This window comes from Marinifilum breve (assembly GCF_003202155.1).
Taxonomy (GTDB): domain Bacteria; phylum Bacteroidota; class Bacteroidia; order Bacteroidales; family Marinifilaceae; genus Marinifilum; species Marinifilum breve.
The window spans coordinates 219,094-239,872 of record NZ_QFLI01000007.1 but is presented as its reverse complement, the minus strand read 5'-3'; the positions used below and the strand labels follow the sequence as shown (position 1 = coordinate 239,872).

Genomic DNA, 20,779 nt, shown 5'->3' with positions numbered 1-20,779 from the left:
TATGATTTCTCAGAAAGGTAAAATTGTATCTATTTTATTTGGAGGTCTAGGCCTTATTATCATTGCTTTATTGCTGCTTGATCTGATTTTCGGTTCGGTAAATATTCCTTTTGAGAAGGTGTTTGCAATATTGTCGGGGAGTGAGGTAAAGACTTCATGGAATTATATTGTTCTTAATTTTAGATTACCCAAAGCATTAACAGCCATTTTGGTGGGTGCAGGATTATCGGTAACAGGATTAATGATGCAAACATTGTTTCGCAATCCACTAGCAGGACCTTTTGTTTTGGGAATAAGTTCAGGAGCCAGCTTAGGTGTTGCTTTAATGGTAATGGCTTCGGCAATTGTTCCGGCCTTTTTTGGAGCTGTTTCTGCTATTCTGGGAAATTGGGCTTTAGTAGTTGCTGCTGTTGCAGGTGCTTCTCTTGTGTTTTTATTGGTTGCACTGGCTTCAATTCGTATATCCGATAGCGTTTCTTTATTGATTATAGGGATCATGTTTGGTAGCATTACAGGAGCAATCGTTAATATCTTACAATATTTTAGTGAACCTGAACAGATACAGAGTTTCATTGTTTGGACATTTGGTTCTTTGGCTGGTGTAACATGGACTGAAATGCAGGTTATGGGTCCCATTGTATTTACTGGCTTAGTTTTGGCATTTTTCCTGATAAAGCCAATGGATGCATTGCTTTTAGGAGAGAATTATGCCAGGGGAGTGGGTATATCGGTAAACAGAACAAGAATCGCGGTAATTATTAGTACAGCTTTAATTGCAGGTACATTAACTGCCTTTACAGGACCGATTGCTTTTGTTGGTGTTGCGGTTCCACATATTGCACGATCCATTTTTAGAACAGCAAGCCATAAAGTGCTAATGCCAGCTGTTGTTCTCATTGGAGCAGCCATAATGCTAATCTGTGATATTTTTTCTCAATTGCCAGGCAATCAAAATACATTGCCGATTAATTCTGTAACTGCTTTATTTGGAGGGCCGGTTGTAATATGGGTAATCATGAGAAGTAGAAATGTAAAAGCATCCTTTGGTGGATAATGGAAGTATGAAAGAGGAGAAAGAGCATCAAAATATATTGGTTACCAAAGATCTTGCAATTGGTTACAAACAATCGAAAAAAGATACTTTGTGTCTGTTGTCTGATATCAACCTAACCATTCGTAAAGGCGAAATGGTTTGTTTGCTTGGTCCTAATGGAGCAGGTAAATCTACTTTAATGAGAACCATTGCCGGAATACAAGCTCCATTAGATGGGTGTACTTTGGTGGAGGGAATTCCCATTCGAGATAGAAACTTTAAGGAAATTGCACAGCTGTTAAGCATAGTACTAACCGAACGAATAAATGTTGGTAATCTTACGGTGTATCATATTGTTTCTTTGGGACGTCATCCATACACTTCATGGATGGGAAAGTTATCTAATGCTGATAATGATAAAATAAAATGGGCTCTCGAACAGGTTGGATTATTGCATTACGCAAATCACTACATCAACCAGTTGAGTGATGGTGAACGTCAGCGAGTAATGATAGCAAAGGCTTTGGCACAAGATACTCCATTAATCATGTTAGATGAGCCTACAGCACATCTCGATCTACCAAATCGTGTTGAAATTATGCGTTTGCTGCATCGTTTGGCAAGAGAAACCAATAAAGCCATTTTAATGTCTACTCATGAATTGGATTTGGCTTTACAAGCTGCCGATTTAATTTGGCTGATGGCAAGAAATCAACCTGTAAAGGTAGGAGCTCCTGAAGATTTGGTGCTGAATGGCAGTATTGAGGATACTTTCCAAAATAAATCTTTCAATTTCGATAGAAAGACCGGTAATTTTATCATGAATTACCAGAAAAAACAAACCATTCAACTTTTGGGTAATGATGTAATGGGATTTTGGACCCAGCGTGCCTTGTCTCGTGAAGGATATCAGGTTACTTGCGAGCAAGTAGGAGACTGTTGCGTGAAATTAATGGAAGATACCATGAAATGGGAAATTCATCAGAATGGAAAAGTTACCTGTTGTAGCAGTATTCAGGAGTTAATTACCTGCCTAAAAGAAACTTTACACACGAATTAATTGGGCTAGAAAAAGATGTTGCATAAACGATCTTTTTAAGAAAGTTGTAGCGAAAATTTATATACATTTGCGCTGCATTTGGTTTTTTACTTCTCTATTATCAGAAGTGAAATGAAAAGGGAATCCGGTGAAAATCCGGAACTATACCCGTAGCTGTAAGTTCTAATATAGCTTTTTGAAATACTCCTTGCCACTGTTCTGAATTGTTTGGGATGGGAAGGCCTCAAAAAGTAGAACAAGTCAGAAGACCTGCCACTGCAAATAATTAAGTCATTGCTTTCGGGAAAAAGAGCAAGTGAATGAATTTAAAACCAACATTATTATTTTCGATAGGTCTGCCATAACTGATCAATAATAGATTGTTGTGATATTTTCTTTTAACTCCCCTGTCTGCATTGGTTAAAACTAATTTCATTTTATTCTTAAAAAGACATGAAAAGAACATTTTTAACTGCTTTTGCATTGCTATCATTATTTAACCCAGTGGTAAAAGCTGAAGAAGTTCCAAATCCAACCGATGACAAAAAGGTTGTAAAGCATTTGAATCTGGAGGAAGTAGAAATTAATGCTTCCAGAGTGAATGCAAAGCTTAAAGATTTACCTCAAAAAATTGAGGTAATTACTCAAAGAACCATTGAAGCCTCACCAGCTGTTGATGTGGCGGGCTTGTTAAAAAGATCAGCATCGATTGATATTTTGCAATATCCAGGAGTACAGGCAACGGTTAGTATGCGTGGTTTTACACCCTCGCCGAGTGTAAAGTATACCGTAATTTTAGTGGATGGAAAACCAGCTGGAACGGAAAATATTGCAAGTATTAATTTACAGAATGTAGAAAGAGTAGAAATATTGAAAGGTCCTTTTTCTGCTCAATATGGATCTGCAGCTATGGCTGGTGTTGTGAATATTGTAACCAAAAATAGTACAGGTGAGTTAAGTGGAAGAATTGATACTGAGTATGGGAGCTTTAAAACCTCAAAGTTAAATGTAGGATTGGGAGGCTCTGTTTCTGAAGCTGTAGATTTTGATTTGGGATTTGCATTTAACAATCAAGGGAAAGATTACAAAACTGGTGATCGCAACCTGTATGACGAGAAGTATGCAAAATCAATTTTGGATGAAAGTACTTATGACGGAAGAATGGAGAATACGAAATTCACTACCTACAATTTGAATACTCGATTGGGAATCACACTGGCAGAAGATTGGAAGATTAACCTGAACGGAGGATACTATAAAGGTGATGATATCGAAACTCCTGGTAACTTCTGGCATAGTGAAGGAATGGATTCAAAGGATATCGAACGTTTTACAACTGGTTTTGATGTAGTAGGTAAAATCAGAAATCATAACATCAAGTTTTCTCCATTCTATTCAAACGAGGAGAATAAAACGATTGATGTTGGATCTGATGGATACGGCGATTTTGAAAGTGTTTACAAAAACTATGGATTCCAACTGACAGATTCTTACCAAATAGGAAAGCACAATCTTGCATTTGGTTTAGATAATAAAACCGAAAAATACGAAAGTACCAACTTCGATACCAGCGGCAATGTTGAAGCTCCTTATCAACCAGATTATAATAATATCGCCACAGGGCTTTATGCGCAATTGCAATTCAAATTATTAAATGACAAGTTGAATTTGATGCTTGGAGCAAGAGGAGATCACATCAAGTTTAAATTGGAAGCTGATAATTTGCTGGGAAATGATAAAAGCAGTGAAGATTATTGGGAATTAACAAGTAATGTTGGAGTTAAATATGAGATGTTGGAAGGTTTATCGGCACATGCCAGTTATGGAGATGCATTTTTAGCACCCAAAGCATATCAAGTTGCAGGAAGATATACTCGAGGCACATCAACCACAGTAGGAAACCCGGATTTGAATCCAGAAACATCCAAAACAATAGATTTGGGATTATCTTACAATAGCTATAGAAAAGGCATCAATTTAGATATTACCTACTTTAATACACATCATAAGGATAAGATTATCAGAAGTTATTTGCCTGATTACAGTACAACCTATATTAATGCGCAAAGTGCAGACATGGATGGATTGGAATTAAGCGCTTCTTATGATTTTGGTGCATTAAAAGACTATGATTATTCCTTGCGTTTGTATTTGAATTATACTCACCTGATTGATGCAACAGTGAAGTATGCTGATGCGCAGGGAAATCCGCTGGAAGGTGGAATGAGGTTTGTTCGCGATAACACAGCTTCATTTGGGGTTGAGTTCGATAATCTTAAAGGCTTTTCAACAAGATTGAATGGTAGATATATTGGCCACAGATACGAGAATAATTACATGTACCTTGCTGATTATTCCAATTGGCCAAATATTACCAAAGAGCCAATTGTATTTAATGGGAAAGAGGTGCGTCCTGATTTAGTTGATGAAGAATTGTTACGTCACCCGGTTTCTTATGTATTTGATTACTCAGCCAGCTATTCTTTTAATGAGCATTACACTGTTGGATTATCAATTTCAAACTTATTGGATGAAAACTATACAGAGAAAGATGGATATAATATGCCAGGAAGAGCATTTATGGCAAAATTTTCATATCAGTTTTAAGATATAACATTTACGACAAAACAAGGGGAGTCTATCTTAATAGATTCCCTTTTTAGTATAAGTGAATATTTTGTTAATGTCTGATAAACAGCATGTTTTAAAATGGTTTTTTAATAGTGGATTTATTGGTCTTTTTTCATACATTTGCAACGCATTTGGTTCTCGTACATTTGTTTCTTAACAAATTGAGATGAAAAGGGAATCCGGTTTAAATCCGGAGCTGTTCCCGTAGCTGTAAGCTCAAATAAAAAGCTTTTATTCTGCGATACCACTGTCCACAAATGGGGATGGGAAGGTTGATAAAAGTTGAGCAAGCCAGAAGACCTGCCAATCTGCATACAATTTTTCAAAACATTCGGAGAAGGTGTTTGGAAAACGATAGGTTTTAGTTGCTCTGACTGTTGTTATCCCAATGTTTTCTTCGTTATCAAACCAATAAGATGAAGTGGAAATTTATTATTGTGCTGGTGATATGTTGTTTAAGGATTAGTGTGATGGCACAATCGACTAGTATAGATACGGTTCATATTAATACCGTTGATATTATAGCACCACGATTAAAACATTTTACACAAACCGAAAAGATAGTCAAGCTAGATACAACGATTCTTCAGAATTATGACAGTAAAGATTTAGGTTCTGTATTGGAGAAAATATCATTGGTAACGGTATCATCAAATGGAGCATTTGGAGCCTTATCCAATGCAAGTGTTCGTGGAGCTTCGGCAGCAAGTACGTCTGTTAATTGGAATGGAGTTCCAGTAAACTCACTTACAACTGGCTCTGCTGATTTGTCGCTGATAGGTGCTGGAAGTTTTGATAATGTTGAAATTGTTTACGGTGCAGTATCTTCTTTATATGGAAGTGGTACCATGGGAGGGGCAATTGAACTTTCCAATACTCCAAATTGGAAAAATGAGTCATTGGTAGGAGTGCAATCGGAAGTAGGGAGCTTTTCGAATTATAAGACAAAACTTTACGGGAAATATTCCAATAGCTGGATTTCTTATACAGCACAGGCATTTTTTCAATATGGTAAAAATGATTTTAAATACACAGATAAGTATGATTTTGGTTCGCCTACCGAAAGATTAACCAATAATGAAAACAGGGTTTATGGTACGATTCACGATTTACATCTGAAATTGAATAAGCATTACTTCGATATGGGGGCTTGGTATCAGGCTAAAAGAAAAAAAATTCCTGGAATAATGGGAATCGGAACACCCAAAAGTAATCAGCAACAGAGAGATTCGTCTCTGAAAGTATATCTGGGATGGAAAACTTTAGTAGGAAAGTTCCGAATTGAAGCAAAGACAGCTTATTTGTTTGACTATTTAAAATATACCGATGATTATGTGTCGGTTATTCAATCCAGAAGAGTGTTGAATGATGCCAATGTACGCTACTATGCAAATAGCAAGTTCAGTATTGATGTTAATGCGAAATACTCGTGGTTGAAAGGGGAGACGAATAATTATGAAAAGGAGGAGAGTGAATCTAGAGTAACATTAGCGACTAAATATTCGCCTGACTTTGGAACCTTTATTGTAACAATTGGGAAAGAATGGAATTCAGAGGTTAATCCACCTGAAATGTATTCATTTAGCTCTTTATTTCATGTGTTACCAAATGTTTTGAATTTTAGAGCAAAAGCAGGAACGCACTATCGAAGACCTACTTTTAACGATAGGTATTGGATGCCAGGAGGAAATCCGGATCTTAAAGCAGAAGAAGGTTGGAATTCAGAAATAGGATTGTCCTTACTTTCTTTTACAAGTAAAATTGGGAATTTTTCGACGGATTTAAGTTTGTATCAGTCTAAAAATAAAAATTCGATTGGATGGCGTCCAGATGGAGGGCACTGGAGTTCTACCAATACCGGTAAAATGATAAGTAAAGGTTTAGAGGTAGAATTGAATCATACTTTAAATGTTGCCAATAATGTAGTTAGAACAGTTGTAAAATATGCTTATAACGATGCTTATAATAATGATAAAAACAGTGATGACTATAAACAAACTTTGGCGTATCGTCCGCATCATATCACCAAGCTTTTGAGTGATTTCATTCATAAAAACTGGAATGCTGGAATTATCGCAACATTTAGATCGCATACTAAAAACTGGGAAGAGCAAAAGGTTGATGGAAGTTTTCTTCTTGATGTAAATGCCGGATATCGACTAAAAACTGATTTTGCAAAAATTAAACTTAGTGGAAGGGTTGAAAACCTTCTTGATAAATCATATGAGCTGGTTAAGTATTACCCCATGCCGGGCCGAGCTTATTATTTAGGGGTTAATGTAATTTTTTAATACAATGAAAAAGTTTTTGAAATTTAGCTTAGGCTTGTTAATTGCAAGTTCTTTATTCGTATCCTGTTCAGATGATGATAATGAAATGCCGAGTCTATCAGTGAACCAAGGTGTAACGCTTGAAAATGGTGCAACTGTTACGATTACTCCTGAAGTGTTAAGTGTTGTAGATACTGATACAGAGGATATTGATATTGTTTATACGGTAACTACGGCAACGGAAAATGGTGTTCTAGCTCATGCTGATGAATTAGAAACTGCTATTGAAAGCTTTACTCAAGCAGATGTTGCAGCTTCAAAAATCGTTTATGTACACAATGGAAGTCAAACTCTTACGGACGAGTTTTCTTTCTCAGTAACTGACGGTGACAATTTATTGACGGGTATTTTTAATATTAACATTGGAGAAAAACAGATCAGTTACTTTTATGTGTTGAATGAAGGCAGTTCGAATGGTTCTATTACCATGATTAACAGAAACGATGAAGTTACCAACAATTACTTTTCAACAGCAAATGGAGGTGTCGCATTAGGACAATATGCACAATCAATGGCTATGAATGAGAAATATGCATTTATTGTAGTTACTACCGGAAATGGCTCAGGTTATGTTGAAGTTGCAAACAAATCGGACTTTAAACATTACAAAACAATTGATGGTTTTTCGTATCCTCGTGAAATTACTTTAGTAGGAGATAAGGCTTATGTTTCAAATGGAAAAGGTCAGGATGCAAGCTATGCTAAAGAAAACAATGAAATTTATGTGATCGACCTAAAAACCATGACTAAAACTGGACAAATTTCTGTAGGTGCAGGACCTGAAAAAATGGTTGTTTCAAATGGTAAATTGTATGTTGCGAACAGTGGAGGATGGTCGAATGATGACAATACAGTGACTGTTATTGATACTGAAACCGACCAGGTTTTGGAAACCATTACTGTAAAATCTTGTCCTAAAGATATGGTGGTTGATGCCAATGGTGATGTTTGGGTGTATTGTTCTGGTGTACCAGATTGGACGAACTGGCCAAATGTTACTTATACCGATTCAGGAATTTCTAAGATTACAGAATCAACAAGTGCGGTTACATCTTATGAATTAACAAATATTTCTACATCTGGTATCAAGAATATTGCAATCAATAAAGCAAAAGATGTAGTTTATTTTATGTCGGATGCTGTGTATGCAATGAATATCACAGATACAGCTTTACCAGCAACTAAGTTTATTGATGCTACTTACTATGGTATGGATGTAAATCCTGTAAGTGATAATTTGTGGTTGTGTAAAGCTGTTGATGCTACAACTGCTGGTACAGTTCATGTTTATAGCTCAGATGCGGAAAAACTAAATGAATTTGCAGTAGGTTATATGCCAAACTCAACCTCTTTTAGTTATTAAAAAAAGAATTGATCATTTGGATCGCAAAGAATACAATAAAAAGCTTGACTCAGATTTGGGTCAAGCTTTTTGTTTTGAATTATTTCTGGAAAATGTAGTTTTTTTATCAGTTAAACTATTCATCTGAGATAAAGTTTGATCACATTTGCCGGTAAATCCTATCGTCAATGCGCAAAAGCACCTCCTGAATTGGTTCAGGTACTTGTTTACTCAAAAAAGTACCTCCTGAATTGGTTCAGGTGCTTGTTTACTCAAAAAAGTACCTCCTGAATTGGTTCAGGTGCTCGTTTACTCAAAAAAGTACCCCCTGAATTGGTTGAGGAGCTCGTTTACTCAAAAAAGTATCTCCTGAATTGGTTCAGGTACTCGTTTTCAAAAAAAAGAAACTCCTCAATTGATTGAGGAGCTTTCTGAATTAGTTTAAATTCTTTTTCATGATGGATTTGTTATCCTTTTTGTCTGCTTCAAACCCCATTTTTTCCATGTATTTCAGCATTTGTGTGGAATAACAGTATACCGATTTAATATCGTGATCGCTTAAAGTTTGTTTTAAGCTTTTGTACAAATAATCGCCAACTTTAAAATCTCTGTATTGAGGAAGAGCGTAATCTAAGTCTATTCTTAATTCATTTTCCTCTTGCGTGCCGATAAAGATTCCAGCCACAGCCATATTTCTCAACACGAAAATTCCCAGCTGTTTCTCTTTCTTTTCAAAATTAGGATAGAAATTGCCTATGTCTTTTTTGTAGTAGTCTAGCAGGTGTATTAGCAATTCATCGTTTTCTTTTATCTCAATTACTTTAAAATCTTCTTTTTGTCCATACATTTTTTTCAAATTGTAAATGTTGGCACAAACAATTAAAAAGTTCATGATTCCTACAGGCAATGAGCCAATTAAAAATCCATAAGTCGAGAAGAGAATAGCTCCTGCCAAATTGTACCATCGAAGTTTTATAATCGATGTCATTGTTAATGATACCAATACAAGAACAGATGCAGCGTATCCAATCCATTCCAATACAGAAATACCTAAAATGTTAAATTCTAACATAAGAGTTAAGTTTAAATAAATAATAAATTAAAATGGGAATGGTTGTGAAAGTAGAAACCTCTCAACACAATGTTGAAAGGCTTCTCAAATGTACAAAATTATGTGGAATTACAAACCTGTCATTAAAAACAATGGTTGAAGTTCAAAACTATTATACTTTGGTCTTAGTCGTTCTATATTATAATATCGATCAACATCTACCAATTTTTTCGAACTGGTAACGATGTCAATAGGTGCATTGTCGTATCTTCCGTTGCGCAAAGTGATTAGGCGTCCGTGAATTCCTTTAATGATTAAATCCAGAGCCAAATTGCCAAAAGCCATTGGAACTATTGAGTCAATTGCATCCGGATCGCCACAGCGTACCATATAACCTAGCTTTTGATTGATTACATTTATAGGTTTGGAGTTGTTGAATTTAGGAGATAGGATCTTCATCTGTTCAGAAACACGATCTCCAATTCCACCTAACTTTTTGTGTCCATAGTCATCCATAACATCATCCTGGAAGATCATTTCCTCACCTGAGAAAGCTGCTCCTTCCGAAATAAGAACTACCGAGTACCTGCTTGGATTTGAAAATCGATCCTGAATCATCAATTCAGTCAGACGTTCAATATCAAAATTGTGTTCAGGAATTACACAACGGTTAGCTGCACCAGCCAAAGTTGGCAGGATAGCTGTAAATCCTGCATAACGTCCAAACACTTCAAGAACCAATAAGCGCTCGTGCGAACCTGCCGAAGTTCTTAAGCTGTGCGTAAGCGAAATGGTTCGGGTAATACAAGTACTAAATCCAATGCAATAATCGGTTCCAGGAACATCATTATCCATGGTTTTAGGAATTGCGATTACTTTAAAACCTTCCTGATATAAGCGAACACCATAACTTAGGGTATCATCACCTCCAATTGGAATTAAATAATCGATATTTAAGAAATCAAGATTGGCAAGAACTTCTTCCGTTAAGTCATTTACATCCTGATCATATTTGTCTTTTAAATGTGTAGGAACTCTTTCTCTGGATGTTTTAGAAGGATTTACTCTTGAGGTATGCAAAAATGTACCTCCCGTACGACCAACTTTATTTACCAACTCTTCGGTTAAAACTTCAAAGTTTTCACTATTGTCCGCCTTTTCATCTCTTACGATATCAATCAGACCTCTCCAGCCTTTTCTAATACCGATTACTTTATAGCCCTCTCTTAATGCTCTAATGGTTACGGCGCGAATTGCAGGATTCAATCCGGGAACATCACCGCCACCTGTTAAGATGCCTATTATTCCTCTACAAGAATTATTATTTTTCATCTGCTTTGTTTTTTATTCATTTATCAGATGGAACTTTTCATTCGCAAATTATTATTGTGGTTCTGTCTTAATAATAATTTGTTCATGAACGTTTCATAGCAATAAACTTTAGTGATTGATATCAAATTAAAATCACTATAAGTTATCATTTTGTTAATGAAAATTCAAAATGAGCATGAAATATTAAGGTAGAATTAATAGGAAATCAGTTAATTAAGAATAAATCTAATTACTGAAAGCGAAGGAGATGATGTTAGCACCCATTTTTAAGGCTTTCAAGTGTTTTTCTTTCGTATCATTATGAACCGAAGTATCTTCCCAGCCATCTCCTAAATCGGTCTCGTAGGTATAGAAGCAAACTAATCTTCCTTTATAAAAAAGTCCAAAACCCTGTGGTGATTTTCCATCATGTTCATGGATTTTAGGCAGTCCTGTAGGAAATTCATAAACCTGATGATATATGGGATGAGAAAATGGCAGTTCAATCAACTCTTCGTTCGGGAATACTTTTTTAATTTCTCTTCTGAAATAGGCATTCAATCCATAATTGTCATCAACATGTAAGAATCCACCTGCCATTAAATATTTCCTAAGATTAATAACTTCCTGATTGCTTAGCACAATGTTACCATGTCCGGTTAAATGGATAAAAGGCAAGGAAAATATTTCCGGGCTACCAACTTCAACAGTAATAGGTTCTGTTTGAATGTTTGCAATTTGATTTTTATTGCAAAACTGAATAAGATTTGGCAATGAGCCCGGGTTTGCATACCAATCACCACCACCATTATACTTTAGCAAACCAATACGCACTGTTGTATTTTGCGATTGTCCACTATGACTAAATAGCAGTATGAGCGTGAAGAGTATGTAGTGTTGAAACCTCATTTTAATAATTAGCAAGACTTACAATATTGCAGGCAACAACTCCTGCTGTTTCGGTTCTCAAGCGACTCTCACCAAGGGATATTTCCTGAAATCCATTTGCCTTAGCCAATTCAACTTCTTCAGGGCTAAAATCGCCTTCGGGACCAATTAATACCAAACATTTTGCCTTGGGCTTGCACAATTGTTTAAGATGTGTCTTTTCTCCAGGATTACAATGAGCTATGAATTTATCCCCATCGAAATCAGATGTTACCAAATCAGCGAATTTGGTCAGTTCGTTTAATTTTGGGTGATATGCTTTTAATGATTGCTTTACTGCGGAAGTAATCACTTTGAAAAGTCTATCGTGTTTTACCACCTTTCGTTCTGAGTGAGAACTCAATAAAGGAGTGAACTCACTTGTGCCAATTTCAGTACATTTTTCAAGAAACCATTCGGTTCTGTCAATGTTTTTTGTAGGAGCCAATGCCAGGTGTAGCTCATAATCCAACTTGCCAAACTCTTCTTTTTTCTCAACGCATTCAACAGTACATCTTTTGGGATGAGCGTCGATTATTTTAGCCGTGTATAATGTTCCTTTTCCATCAATCAAATGGATTTCATCATCTTCCTTCAACCTTAAAACACGAACACAATGCTTCGATTCAACTTCATCAAGTTGATAGTACTGATCTTTTATATCTGGAGTGTAAAATAAATTCATAGTAATCTGCGCTTATTAATTGGGCTGCAAATTTAGGTTTTGTTCATCTAATTCCGATAAATGCGAGGAATTATTTACCACATTAAAGGTTGATATATCGCTGCCAATATAAATGCTACTACTGATAGAATTAGACCATACATGAAAATTGTATAGGAAATTCTTAAGAAGCGATACTTTTTACCCAATACTTTTCCTAAGTAGTATTGATCTTTAATCAAGCTATCATACAACTCATCGTAGTCGGTCATCATTCCTTTCAAAGCTCTCGAATAAATTCCCAAATCCATATTGTGGAAATTTCCGAAGAAAAGAAGATTTACTCTTTTTTGTTTTACATCTTCCTCAGAGAATTTACCATCGGTAACAATAGGTCGTGTAGCCATTACAGAGTAGGTGATGGTAACCAAACAAACTATCAGTAATATGATGCAAGGAATGATGAAATGAGGAACATCCATTATGTTCTTAAATATAAAGAAGATTGCCGATATGATGATTGAGTTGACGGAGATCATCAAGTTAGCCTTACTATCTGCAATTGAACTAAGGTTAATTTGATTTCGTGCCGTAACCTTAAACATGGTTTCAATGCCTCGTTGAGGCATTTTCAGTTTCATGTTCTGACTTTCTAACTTCTCAACCTTCTCATTTAGTTTTCTCAGTTCTTTCTCGTGATATCCCTTGATTTTAGCAACTACTTTTTGATAATTCTGTTCCTTCTTTTTTGCAAACAGCTTTTTGCCAAACTTGGTTTTGTATTTATGGTTTTGCAAGAATACTAAAGTACCTTCCCAGTATTCTTTTGGGGGAATTTCGCGTTTGTATAAGGCTTGCTTTTCTTCACGCAACTGTTCTGAGCTTTTCATGTAGCTCTTTGAAGCCAAGTGATATAAGTCTGCATCACATAGTGCATTACAAACTGGATTTTCACATGGAGGATGAGGTATTTTAGTGTGCAAGATGGCCTGAGTTACTTGGTCAATTTTTTCTTCAGGGTAATTACGAGCTTCTAGAAATACTCTGGCATTGCGTGCACTTAATTCCTCATGATTTGAGTAGTCTTCATAATATCCTGAATCGTGAAACCAAGCCGCTAAAATGAGAATCTCTTTTTGTTCCTCGCTAAACTCTAATCCTTCACTAATTTTGATGGAATGCTTAACTACATTCTGAGTATGCTCTAAATTGTGATAAGTATATATGGGTTTAATTGCATCTTCAATTAGCTTAGTAACGTATTTTTCAGCCTCCTGGATCATATTCATAATTTGAATTTTTCAGTTCTTGAGATATATTTTTTGACTGAATAAATATAATCATTAAACATGAAATCCTTCTGTTAAATGAATATAAATGCCTCAATTGCCCTTTTTTTATTGGTATTTGAGGCTTATTTGTTAATTTTATGATTCCAATAATTAAAAGATAGATCTTTCGTATGACAAAAACTTTTCACACACTTATTTGCTTGTTTGCTCTTGTGTTTTTTCTTGAAGCATGTGCCCAAAAGAAAGATCAGAAAATGATTTATTTATCGGAAAACTATGAAAAGTTTCCATATGACATTTATGAGCCTGATAAGAAATATGAACTAAAAGATCATTTGAGAGAAATATCAGCCTTAAGTTATTTTACGGAACATTCTCTATTGTGTGTGAACGATGAGAAAGGAATTATCTATAAATTCAATCACAAGAAGAAAGAGGTAACCAAAAAATATGAATTCGATAAACCTGGGGATTATGAAGGAATTGAAATGGTGGATTCATTGGTTTACGTTTTAAGATCGGATGGGAGAATTTTTAAAGTAGATCACTTGAAGGATAAAAACATTCATTCAGTAAAGAGAACCACTCATTTGAATGCAGGTAATGATACCGAAGGGTTGGGATACGATCCTTCAACAAATTCATTGCTGATAGCCTGTAAAGGAAGTCCGGCACATTCCAATAAATATAGAGGAAAGAGAGCCATTTATGAATTCTCAATAGATAAAAATGAATTGTCGAAAACTCCAAAATATCTGATTGATCAAGATCAAATTCGAAAAATACTGGAATTTGATGCTTATTCGAGATTTTCGGTAAGATTAATGGAGAATATTAATCCTTCACAGGGGGATATTACATTTCAGCCTTCAGCGGTTGCAGTTCATCCTATTACCAGGAACTTGTATGTGGTAGGTTCTGTAGGTAAGCTTTTAGTGGTGCTTAATCCTAAGGGGGAGATTAAGGCAATTGTGAAGTTGAAGCGTAAAATATTCCGTCAGCCTGAAGGAATTTGTTTTGCACCCGATGGAACCATGTTCATTTCAAATGAAGGAAAAGGAAGTAAAGCAAATATTTTAAAATATAGTTTCAAACGATAATTGAAATCCATTTTTCGTAATTGATTTTATAAAATCAAAAACTTATGAGAAAGATCTATGCACTTTTAAGCCTGTTGCTTTTTGCGATAGTGGTCAATGGGCAAAACAATGAAACTCCTAATGCAAGCTTATTAAAGCATTCAATATTTTTTATTGGAGATGTTGGAGAAGCAGATATTGTGGATGCCAATATGCAAATGCTTAAATCACAATTAGAAAAGCAAAATGATAAAGCAACGCTTGTATTTCTGGGCAATAGCATTTCTAAAGAATATGCAAGAGAGGAAATTGAGGATATCCATTCGGGAGACCAAAATTTAATCAAGCTATTGGATTTAGCGAAGAATTTTAAAGGGGAAAGTATCTTTATTCCTGGAGAAAAGGAATGGAATCAAGGGCATAAGCATGGTTGGGAAGCCATTATGAATTTGGAAACCTATATTGAGGATTATATTGGAAAGGGAGATGTATTCTTACCAACGGGAGGTTGCCCAGGACCAGTTGAAATAGAAATAGGAGAGGACATTGTTCTTCTTGTAGTTGATTCCCAATGGTGGCTTCATGCAGCTGATAAACCAGAAGCAGAATGTGGACTTGAGAATTCTTCGGATTTTTTAATTCTGCTAAGTGATGCATTGAAGAGAAATAAAGACAAAAAGATTGTATTTGCTTCTCATCATCCCATTTATAGTGCAGGTAAGCATGGAGGGAATTTCCCTTTTGTAGGGCCAGTAGAATTGTATCGTAAACTTTTCGGAACACCTCAGGATTTTGCATATCCATTTTACAAACAAATGCGATATATGGGTCGAAAATTAGGACGAGGATATGAGAACTTGGTAACAGTTTCTGCACATGATAATAGTTTGCAATTTACTGAAAAAGACAAGTCCTTTTATGTGGTTTCTGGTTCTGGAAGTAAGTCAGATTATGTATCTGAAAAGAAAATGGACGTTGCTTTGAGAGAAATTGGTTTCACCAGATTAAATTTTTATTCCAACGATGAAGTTTGGTTAGAAATGTGGTCTGTCGGAAAGAATGGTACTGAAGATGCTCGCCTTGCATATCAGACAAAGCTATTTACCAAAACAACGCCTAGTGATGAAGATTTGGCAGAAAAATACAAAGATTTAAACTTTACAGATAGCACCATTACCATTGCAGCAAGTGATTTATATGCTACTGATAAAAAATCGAAAAGGAAATGGTTAGGAAATAATTATCGTAAGGAATGGGAAACTCCTATTGAGGTTCCGGTTTTTGATATTGGAACGGAAAAAGGAGGCTTGAAAATTTTAAAGAGAGGTGGTGGTCAGCAAACTCGATCCTTAAGATTGGAGGCAAAAGATGGTAAGCAATATGTGCTTCGATCGGTTGAGAAGTATACCGAAAAAGCAATACCTCCTGCTTTAAAAGGAACATTTGCGGCAAAAATAGTTCAGGATGGTATTTCAGAATCCTATCCGTATGCGGCCATTGCAGTACCTAAACTGGCAGATGCAGCAGGTGTTTATCATACCAATCCAAAAATTGTCTATGTGCCAGATGATCCTCGATTTGGAATCTATCAGGAAGATTTTAAGAATGAATTGTACCTATTCGAAGAACGTCCGAATGATGACATGTCGGATGCTGATAACTTTGGCAATACCAAGGATGTGATAGGAACCGATAAATTGATTGAAAAAAGATTTAAGAATTCTGATTTGGTAATTGATGAAACAGCGGTATTACGAGCCAGATTGTTCGATATCTTCCTGAATGATTGGGACAGACATGATGACCAATGGCGTTGGGCCACTATTGAGAAAGATGGAAAAACCATTGCAAGACCAATTCCTCGTGATCGAGATCAGGTGTTCTTTTACAGTGATGGAAAAATTCCTTGGCTGATTAGAAGAAAGTGGGCGATGCCTAAATTCCAGGTTTTCGATTCAATTCCTGAGAATGTAGTTGGATTAGGTTTTAATGCTCGTTATTTCGATCGTAATTTCCTTCAATCGAAAAGCAAGCAGGATTGGGTAGAAATGGCCAATGAGCTAAAGACGAAATTGACCGATGAAATCATCGAAAAAGCAATAAAAGATCTACCCAAAGAGGTTTATGCTATTTCTGCCGATGATATTGTGGCGAAATTGAAATCGAGAAGAGACCTTTTACCAAATTTGGCTGTAGAGTTTTACAACTATTTGGCTCAAGAGGTTGATATTGTAGGAACAAATGGAACAGAGGATTTTGATGCAGAGTGGGATGTGGATGGAAACCTACATGTTAAAGTTCGTCGCTTGAGTAAAAAAGGAAACAAGAAAGAAAAACTTTACGATCGTAAGTTCATGAAAGATGAAACCAAAGAGGTTCGCATTTATGGATTAGGAGGTAAAGATGAATTTGATATTGACGGGAAATATTCGAAAGGGGTTAAGCTAAGAATTGTTGGTGGAACCGGTAAGGATAAATTCAAGATTGACAGCACTCGTAAGTCCAACGTGGCAGTTTACGATAAGTCAAAGACCAAAGTAAAAGGGAATGGTGCTTTCCAAAATCGTCTATCGAAAAATAAGAGTGTGAATGTTTACGATAGAAAATCCTTTAAATATGATATTGTAAGCCCTGGAGCTAATTTAAATTTTGTTAGCGACGATGGATTGATACTTGGAGCTGGTTTTAATGTCAAAAAACAGAGCTTTAGAAAAGAACCTTATGGATCATTGCATAAATTTTTAGTGAATTATGCATTCATGTATCCTTCTGCGCAAATAAAATATTCTGGTGAGATGATTGGCGTATTTAAATCTTTGGACCTTTTGGCCAAGGTAGATTATAATACTCCAAACTTTCAAGGTTATTACTACGGGCTTGGTAATGAGACAGAGAATCCTGAATTGGATGATAAGGAGTACAATAGAATTCGTATGGGTAGAACGGAATTGGCTTTACAATTGAGAAAAAAAATTGGAGCAAATCAGAGTATTTCTTTTGGTCCTTTCTACGAACAGTTGGAATTAAAGGCAACTCCTGATAGATTTGTAACCGATTTTAGCAATCCGGATAATGACTTGGATTTGCTAAGCGATTTTAATACCAGAAAATATTTGGGGATAAATATCAAACACGAGTGGGATACAAGAGACAATAAGGTGATTCCTTCTCGAGGAATGTATTGGACAAACTCATGGAGTTTTTATCGTGGTTTAGAGAAAAACGACCATAATTTCCAGAAAATGGAAACCGATATGCGATTCTATACAAGTTTGGGAAGACCACAGCGTAGTATTTTTGCGCTTCGAGTAGGAGCAGCTCACAATACAAGTGGTTATTCTTTTTATCAAGCAAATAAACTGGGATTAAAATCGAACTTAAGAGGATATCGACAAGATCGATTTGCCGGAGATGATATGGTTTATCAGAATACTGATTTTAGATTTAGATTGGCCAGATTTAAATCCTATTATCTTGGTGGGGAAGTTGGCTTGTTAGCATTTAATGATTTTGGCCGTGTATGGCTTGATGGTGAAAGTTCTAGCAAATGGCATCACGGATATGGTGGTGGTTTTTGGGTTTCACCATACAAATTGATGGTATTAACTGCTAATTTTGGCATGTCGGAAGAAGAAAACATCTTCTCTCTTGAGTTTAAATATATGTTCTAATAAGAAATTACTTAAATAAGATATGAAAGTTTGTATTGCGGAGAAACCTAGTGTAGCACGCGAAATCGCCCTAATTTTAGGGGCAAAATCAAAAAGGGATGGTTATTACGAAGGGAATGGATATCAAATATCCTGGACCTTTGGGCACCTGTGCACCTTGAAAGAACCGCATGAATACGACTTGAATTGGAAGTACTGGCACATGAACGATTTGCCTTTAATTCCTCCTCGTTTTGGAATTAGAGTCATCCCTGATAAAGGAGTTCAAAGACAGTTTGAAATTCTTGAGAAATTGATTGCCAATGCCGAAGAGGTAATAAATTGTGGTGATGCCGGTCAGGAAGGAGAGGTGATTCAGCGTTGGGTTTTGCACAAAGCGAAATGCAATGTTCCCGTTAAACGTTTGTGGATTTCCTCTCTAACCGAAGAAGCCATTCGTGAAGGATTTGAGAAATTAAGAGAAGGGAGCGATTTTGATCGCTTGTACGCAGCAGGATCATCGAGAGCTATCGGAGACTGGCTTTTGGGGATAAATGCTACTCGATTGTATACCTTAAAATATGCTGGTGGTAAGTCAGTTTTGTCAATTGGGAGGGTGCAAACTCCTACTTTGGCCTTGATTGTAAATCGCCAAAAGGAAATTGAGAACTTTGTACCCCAAACATACTGGGAGCTTAAAACGGTTTATCGGGAGGTGAGTTTTGCTGCTACCCGGGGACGCTTTGATAAAAAAGAGGAGGGAGTAGCTTTTCTGGATAAGATCAAATCAGAACCTTTTGAAATTGTTTCGATAGAAAAAAAGAGCGGAAAGGAACAGCCTCCACGTTTGTACGATTTGACCTCTTTGCAGGTAGATTGTAATCGCAAATTCAATTTGTCGGCAGAGGATACCTTAAGGATTATTCAAACTTTGTATGAGAAAAAGTTGACTACCTATCCAAGGGTTGATACAACTTATCTTTCGGATGATATCTACAAAAAGGTTCCTGGAATTTTAAAGAAGTTAACGCCTTATAAGGAATTTGTTGATCCTCTTTTGAAGGAGAAAATCAGAAAATCGAAAAAGGTATTTGACGATAAAAAAGTAACCGATCACCATGCAATTATTCCAACGGGGGTGAATCCATCTGGATTACGATACGAAGAAAAGCAAGTGTATGATTTAGTGACCAAACGATTTATTTCTGTTTTTTATCCAGATTGTAAGGTGAGTAACACCACAGTAATGGGTAAGGTTACTGATATTGACTTTAAGGCAACAGGAAAGCAGATTGTTGATCCGGGATGGAGAATATTATATGCCAAAGACAGCAATGTAGGCGAGGGGGTAATTCTCCCTGCATTTGTGAAAGGAGAAACAGGAGAACACCAACCTGATTTGGCTGAGAAGCAGACCCAACCTCCTAAATACTATTCGGAGGCAACTTTGTTGCGTGCCATGGAAACCGCAGGAAAGCAGGTTGATGATGATGAGTTAAGGGAGTTAATGAAGGAAAATGGTATTGGTCGACCATCAACCCGAGCCAATATTATTGAGACCTTGTTCAAACGTCGATACATTAAAAAGGAAAAGAAGCGCTTGGTTGCTACCGTAACGGGGACTCAACTTATTGATACCATTCAGAATGAATTGTTAAAATCGGCGGAGCTTACTGGGCAGTGGGAGAAAAAGCTTCGAGAGATAGAGTTGGGGAATTTTGAGGTGAACCAATTCATGGCAGAGCTGAAGAATATGGTTGTAGGTATTGTTTGGGATGTAAAATCCAGAAAGAATATCAATGCCATTGAGGTAATAGATGAGGAGAAAGAAAAAGAGAAAAAGAAAGCTGAGGCTAAAAAGAAAAAAGCTGCACCTGCTGAATTAGCTTGCCCTAAATGTAAGGAAGGTAAGATTGTAAAAGGCAAATCGGTTTGGGGATGTACCAACTGGAAGAATGGATGTGAAATTAGAATTCCTTTTGAGTTTAGTGGTAAGAAACTAACCGATAAGCAAGTTGAAGCCTTGGTGCTAAAAGGCAAAACACCTAAGATTAAGGGATTTGTTGTGGATGGTAGCAAGATTACAGGTAACCTGGTACTAGACCCTGATTTTACTTTGAGTATTCTTGAAGAAGAAAAAGAGGTACTGACTTGTCCTGTATGTAAATCGGGTACTTTGCTAAAAGGAAAGGCTGCTTTTGGATGTTCCAACTACAAGAATGGTTGCAAGTTTATTGTACCATTTGTATTTATGGAGAAAAGCCTGAGCGAAGCACAAATTAAATCTTTGGTAAAACAACAAAAAACCGGATTAATCAAAGGATTTATCGATCCTCAATCGCAAGAGAAGGTGAATGGGAAATTGATCCTGGATAATCAGGGGAAGATAATTTTTGGAAAACAATAAATTGTTGCTAACAGCAATCAGCT

At 36.2% G+C, this 20,779-nt stretch carries 14 protein-coding genes and 2 riboswitches; of the genes, 8 read left to right on the top strand and 6 right to left on the bottom strand.

Annotation, left to right across the window (positions count from 1 at the left end):
- The first annotated feature begins 1 nt into the window (after window position 1).
- Complete coding sequence (locus DF185_RS16150; RefSeq protein WP_110361796.1) at window positions 2–1,054, top strand: iron chelate uptake ABC transporter family permease subunit; 1,053 nt, start codon at window positions 2–4, stop codon at window positions 1,052–1,054.
- The gene (locus DF185_RS16145) at window positions 1,047–2,093 is read left to right on the top strand and encodes an ABC transporter ATP-binding protein (protein WP_133250059.1); all 1,047 of its coding nucleotides are present in this window, start codon (window positions 1,047–1,049) and stop codon (window positions 2,091–2,093) included. The genes DF185_RS16150 and DF185_RS16145 overlap by 8 nt, the downstream gene beginning before the upstream one ends.
- A gap of 62 nt (window positions 2,094–2,155) precedes the next feature.
- Window positions 2,156–2,364: riboswitch (cobalamin riboswitch) on the top strand.
- On the opposite strand, the gene DF185_RS23625 is transcribed toward DF185_RS16145, so the two are convergent.
- The gene (locus DF185_RS23625) at window positions 2,359–2,508 is read right to left on the bottom strand and encodes a hypothetical protein (RefSeq protein WP_165836051.1); all 150 of its coding nucleotides are present in this window, start codon (window positions 2,506–2,508) and stop codon (window positions 2,359–2,361) included. It overlaps the preceding riboswitch by 6 nt.
- 17 nt (window positions 2,509–2,525) lie before the next feature.
- Here DF185_RS23625 and DF185_RS16140 point away from each other — a divergent pair, with 17 nt between their 5' ends.
- The 3 genes from DF185_RS16140 to DF185_RS16130 all read left to right on the top strand — a co-directional run bounded on the left by DF185_RS16140 (window position 2,526) and on the right by DF185_RS16130 (window position 8,396).
- Window positions 2,526–4,679 carry a TonB-dependent receptor plug domain-containing protein gene (locus tag DF185_RS16140; RefSeq protein ID WP_110361794.1) on the top strand — a complete coding sequence of 718 codons (2,154 nt, stop codon included), beginning with the start codon at window positions 2,526–2,528 and terminating at the stop codon, window positions 4,677–4,679.
- 139 nt (window positions 4,680–4,818) lie between these two features.
- A riboswitch (cobalamin riboswitch) is annotated at window positions 4,819–5,025 on the top strand.
- A 148-nt stretch (window positions 5,026–5,173) separates the two neighbouring features.
- Window positions 5,174–6,994 (top strand): TonB-dependent receptor, encoded by a 1,821-nt coding sequence (locus tag DF185_RS16135; protein WP_165836050.1) that lies wholly within the window; start codon window positions 5,174–5,176, stop codon window positions 6,992–6,994.
- Window positions 6,995–6,998: 4 nt separating this feature from the next.
- Window positions 6,999–8,396 carry a cadherin-like domain-containing protein gene (locus DF185_RS16130; RefSeq protein ID WP_110361792.1) on the top strand — a complete coding sequence of 466 codons (1,398 nt, stop codon included), beginning with the start codon at window positions 6,999–7,001 and terminating at the stop codon, window positions 8,394–8,396.
- A gap of 415 nt (window positions 8,397–8,811) precedes the next feature.
- Here the strand turns inward: DF185_RS16130 and DF185_RS16125 are convergent, their stop codons facing one another.
- The 5 genes from DF185_RS16125 to DF185_RS16105 all read right to left on the bottom strand — a co-directional run bounded on the left by DF185_RS16125 (window position 8,812) and on the right by DF185_RS16105 (window position 13,617).
- A complete protein-coding gene (locus tag DF185_RS16125) occupies window positions 8,812–9,447 on the bottom strand; it encodes a YgjV family protein (RefSeq protein WP_110361791.1) in 636 nt (211 codons plus the stop codon).
- Window positions 9,448–9,555: 108 nt separating this feature from the next.
- The gene (locus DF185_RS16120; RefSeq protein WP_110361790.1) at window positions 9,556–10,758 is read right to left on the bottom strand and encodes a 6-phosphofructokinase; all 1,203 of its coding nucleotides are present in this window, start codon (window positions 10,756–10,758) and stop codon (window positions 9,556–9,558) included.
- A 225-nt stretch (window positions 10,759–10,983) separates the two neighbouring features.
- Window positions 10,984–11,646 carry a DUF4159 domain-containing protein gene (locus tag DF185_RS16115; protein WP_110361789.1) on the bottom strand — a complete coding sequence of 221 codons (663 nt, stop codon included), beginning with the start codon at window positions 11,644–11,646 and terminating at the stop codon, window positions 10,984–10,986.
- A gap of 1 nt (window position 11,647) precedes the next feature.
- The gene (locus DF185_RS16110) at window positions 11,648–12,349 is read right to left on the bottom strand and encodes a 16S rRNA (uracil(1498)-N(3))-methyltransferase (protein WP_110361788.1); all 702 of its coding nucleotides are present in this window, start codon (window positions 12,347–12,349) and stop codon (window positions 11,648–11,650) included.
- A gap of 74 nt (window positions 12,350–12,423) precedes the next feature.
- Window positions 12,424–13,617: a Pycsar system effector family protein gene (locus DF185_RS16105; protein ID WP_110361787.1), complete on the bottom strand. Its 1,194-nt coding sequence runs from the start codon at window positions 13,615–13,617 to the stop codon at window positions 12,424–12,426.
- Between the two features lie 173 nt (window positions 13,618–13,790).
- Between DF185_RS16105 and DF185_RS16100 the strand changes: the two genes are divergently transcribed.
- The 3 genes from DF185_RS16100 to DF185_RS16090 are packed head-to-tail and all read left to right on the top strand — an operon-like array spanning window position 13,791 to window position 20,756.
- Window positions 13,791–14,720 (top strand): SdiA-regulated domain-containing protein, encoded by a 930-nt coding sequence (locus DF185_RS16100; RefSeq protein WP_110361786.1) that lies wholly within the window; start codon window positions 13,791–13,793, stop codon window positions 14,718–14,720.
- 44 nt (window positions 14,721–14,764) lie between these two features.
- Window positions 14,765–18,370, top strand: coding sequence for a BamA/TamA family outer membrane protein (locus DF185_RS16095; RefSeq protein ID WP_110361785.1), 3,606 nt, complete (start codon window positions 14,765–14,767; stop codon window positions 18,368–18,370).
- A 22-nt stretch (window positions 18,371–18,392) separates the two neighbouring features.
- On the top strand, window positions 18,393–20,756 hold the full coding sequence (locus DF185_RS16090; protein WP_110361784.1) for a type IA DNA topoisomerase: 2,364 nt from the start codon (window positions 18,393–18,395) through the stop codon (window positions 20,754–20,756).
- The last annotated feature ends 23 nt before the right edge of the window (window positions 20,757–20,779 follow it).

Excerpts from the sequence above, each read along its gene's own strand:
- DF185_RS16150 (WP_110361796.1), top strand. The coding sequence starts at position 2 with ATGATTTCTCAGAAAGGTAAAATTGTATCTATTTTATTTGGAGGTCTA.
- DF185_RS23625 (WP_165836051.1), bottom strand. The coding sequence starts at position 2,508 with ATGAAATTAGTTTTAACCAATGCAGACAGGGGAGTTAAAAGAAAATAT.
- DF185_RS16140 (WP_110361794.1), top strand. The coding sequence starts at position 2,526 with ATGAAAAGAACATTTTTAACTGCTTTTGCATTGCTATCATTATTTAAC.
- DF185_RS16135 (WP_165836050.1), top strand. The coding sequence starts at position 5,174 with ATGGCACAATCGACTAGTATAGATACGGTTCATATTAATACCGTTGAT.
- DF185_RS16130 (WP_110361792.1), top strand. The coding sequence starts at position 6,999 with ATGAAAAAGTTTTTGAAATTTAGCTTAGGCTTGTTAATTGCAAGTTCT.
- DF185_RS16125 (WP_110361791.1), bottom strand. The coding sequence starts at position 9,447 with ATGTTAGAATTTAACATTTTAGGTATTTCTGTATTGGAATGGATTGGA.
- DF185_RS16120 (WP_110361790.1), bottom strand. The coding sequence starts at position 10,758 with ATGAAAAATAATAATTCTTGTAGAGGAATAATAGGCATCTTAACAGGT.
- DF185_RS16115 (WP_110361789.1), bottom strand. The coding sequence starts at position 11,646 with ATGAGGTTTCAACACTACATACTCTTCACGCTCATACTGCTATTTAGT.
- DF185_RS16110 (WP_110361788.1), bottom strand. The coding sequence starts at position 12,349 with ATGAATTTATTTTACACTCCAGATATAAAAGATCAGTACTATCAACTT.
- DF185_RS16105 (WP_110361787.1), bottom strand. The coding sequence starts at position 13,617 with ATGAATATGATCCAGGAGGCTGAAAAATACGTTACTAAGCTAATTGAA.
- DF185_RS16100 (WP_110361786.1), top strand. The coding sequence starts at position 13,791 with ATGACAAAAACTTTTCACACACTTATTTGCTTGTTTGCTCTTGTGTTT.
- DF185_RS16095 (WP_110361785.1), top strand. The coding sequence starts at position 14,765 with ATGAGAAAGATCTATGCACTTTTAAGCCTGTTGCTTTTTGCGATAGTG.
- DF185_RS16090 (WP_110361784.1), top strand. The coding sequence starts at position 18,393 with ATGAAAGTTTGTATTGCGGAGAAACCTAGTGTAGCACGCGAAATCGCC.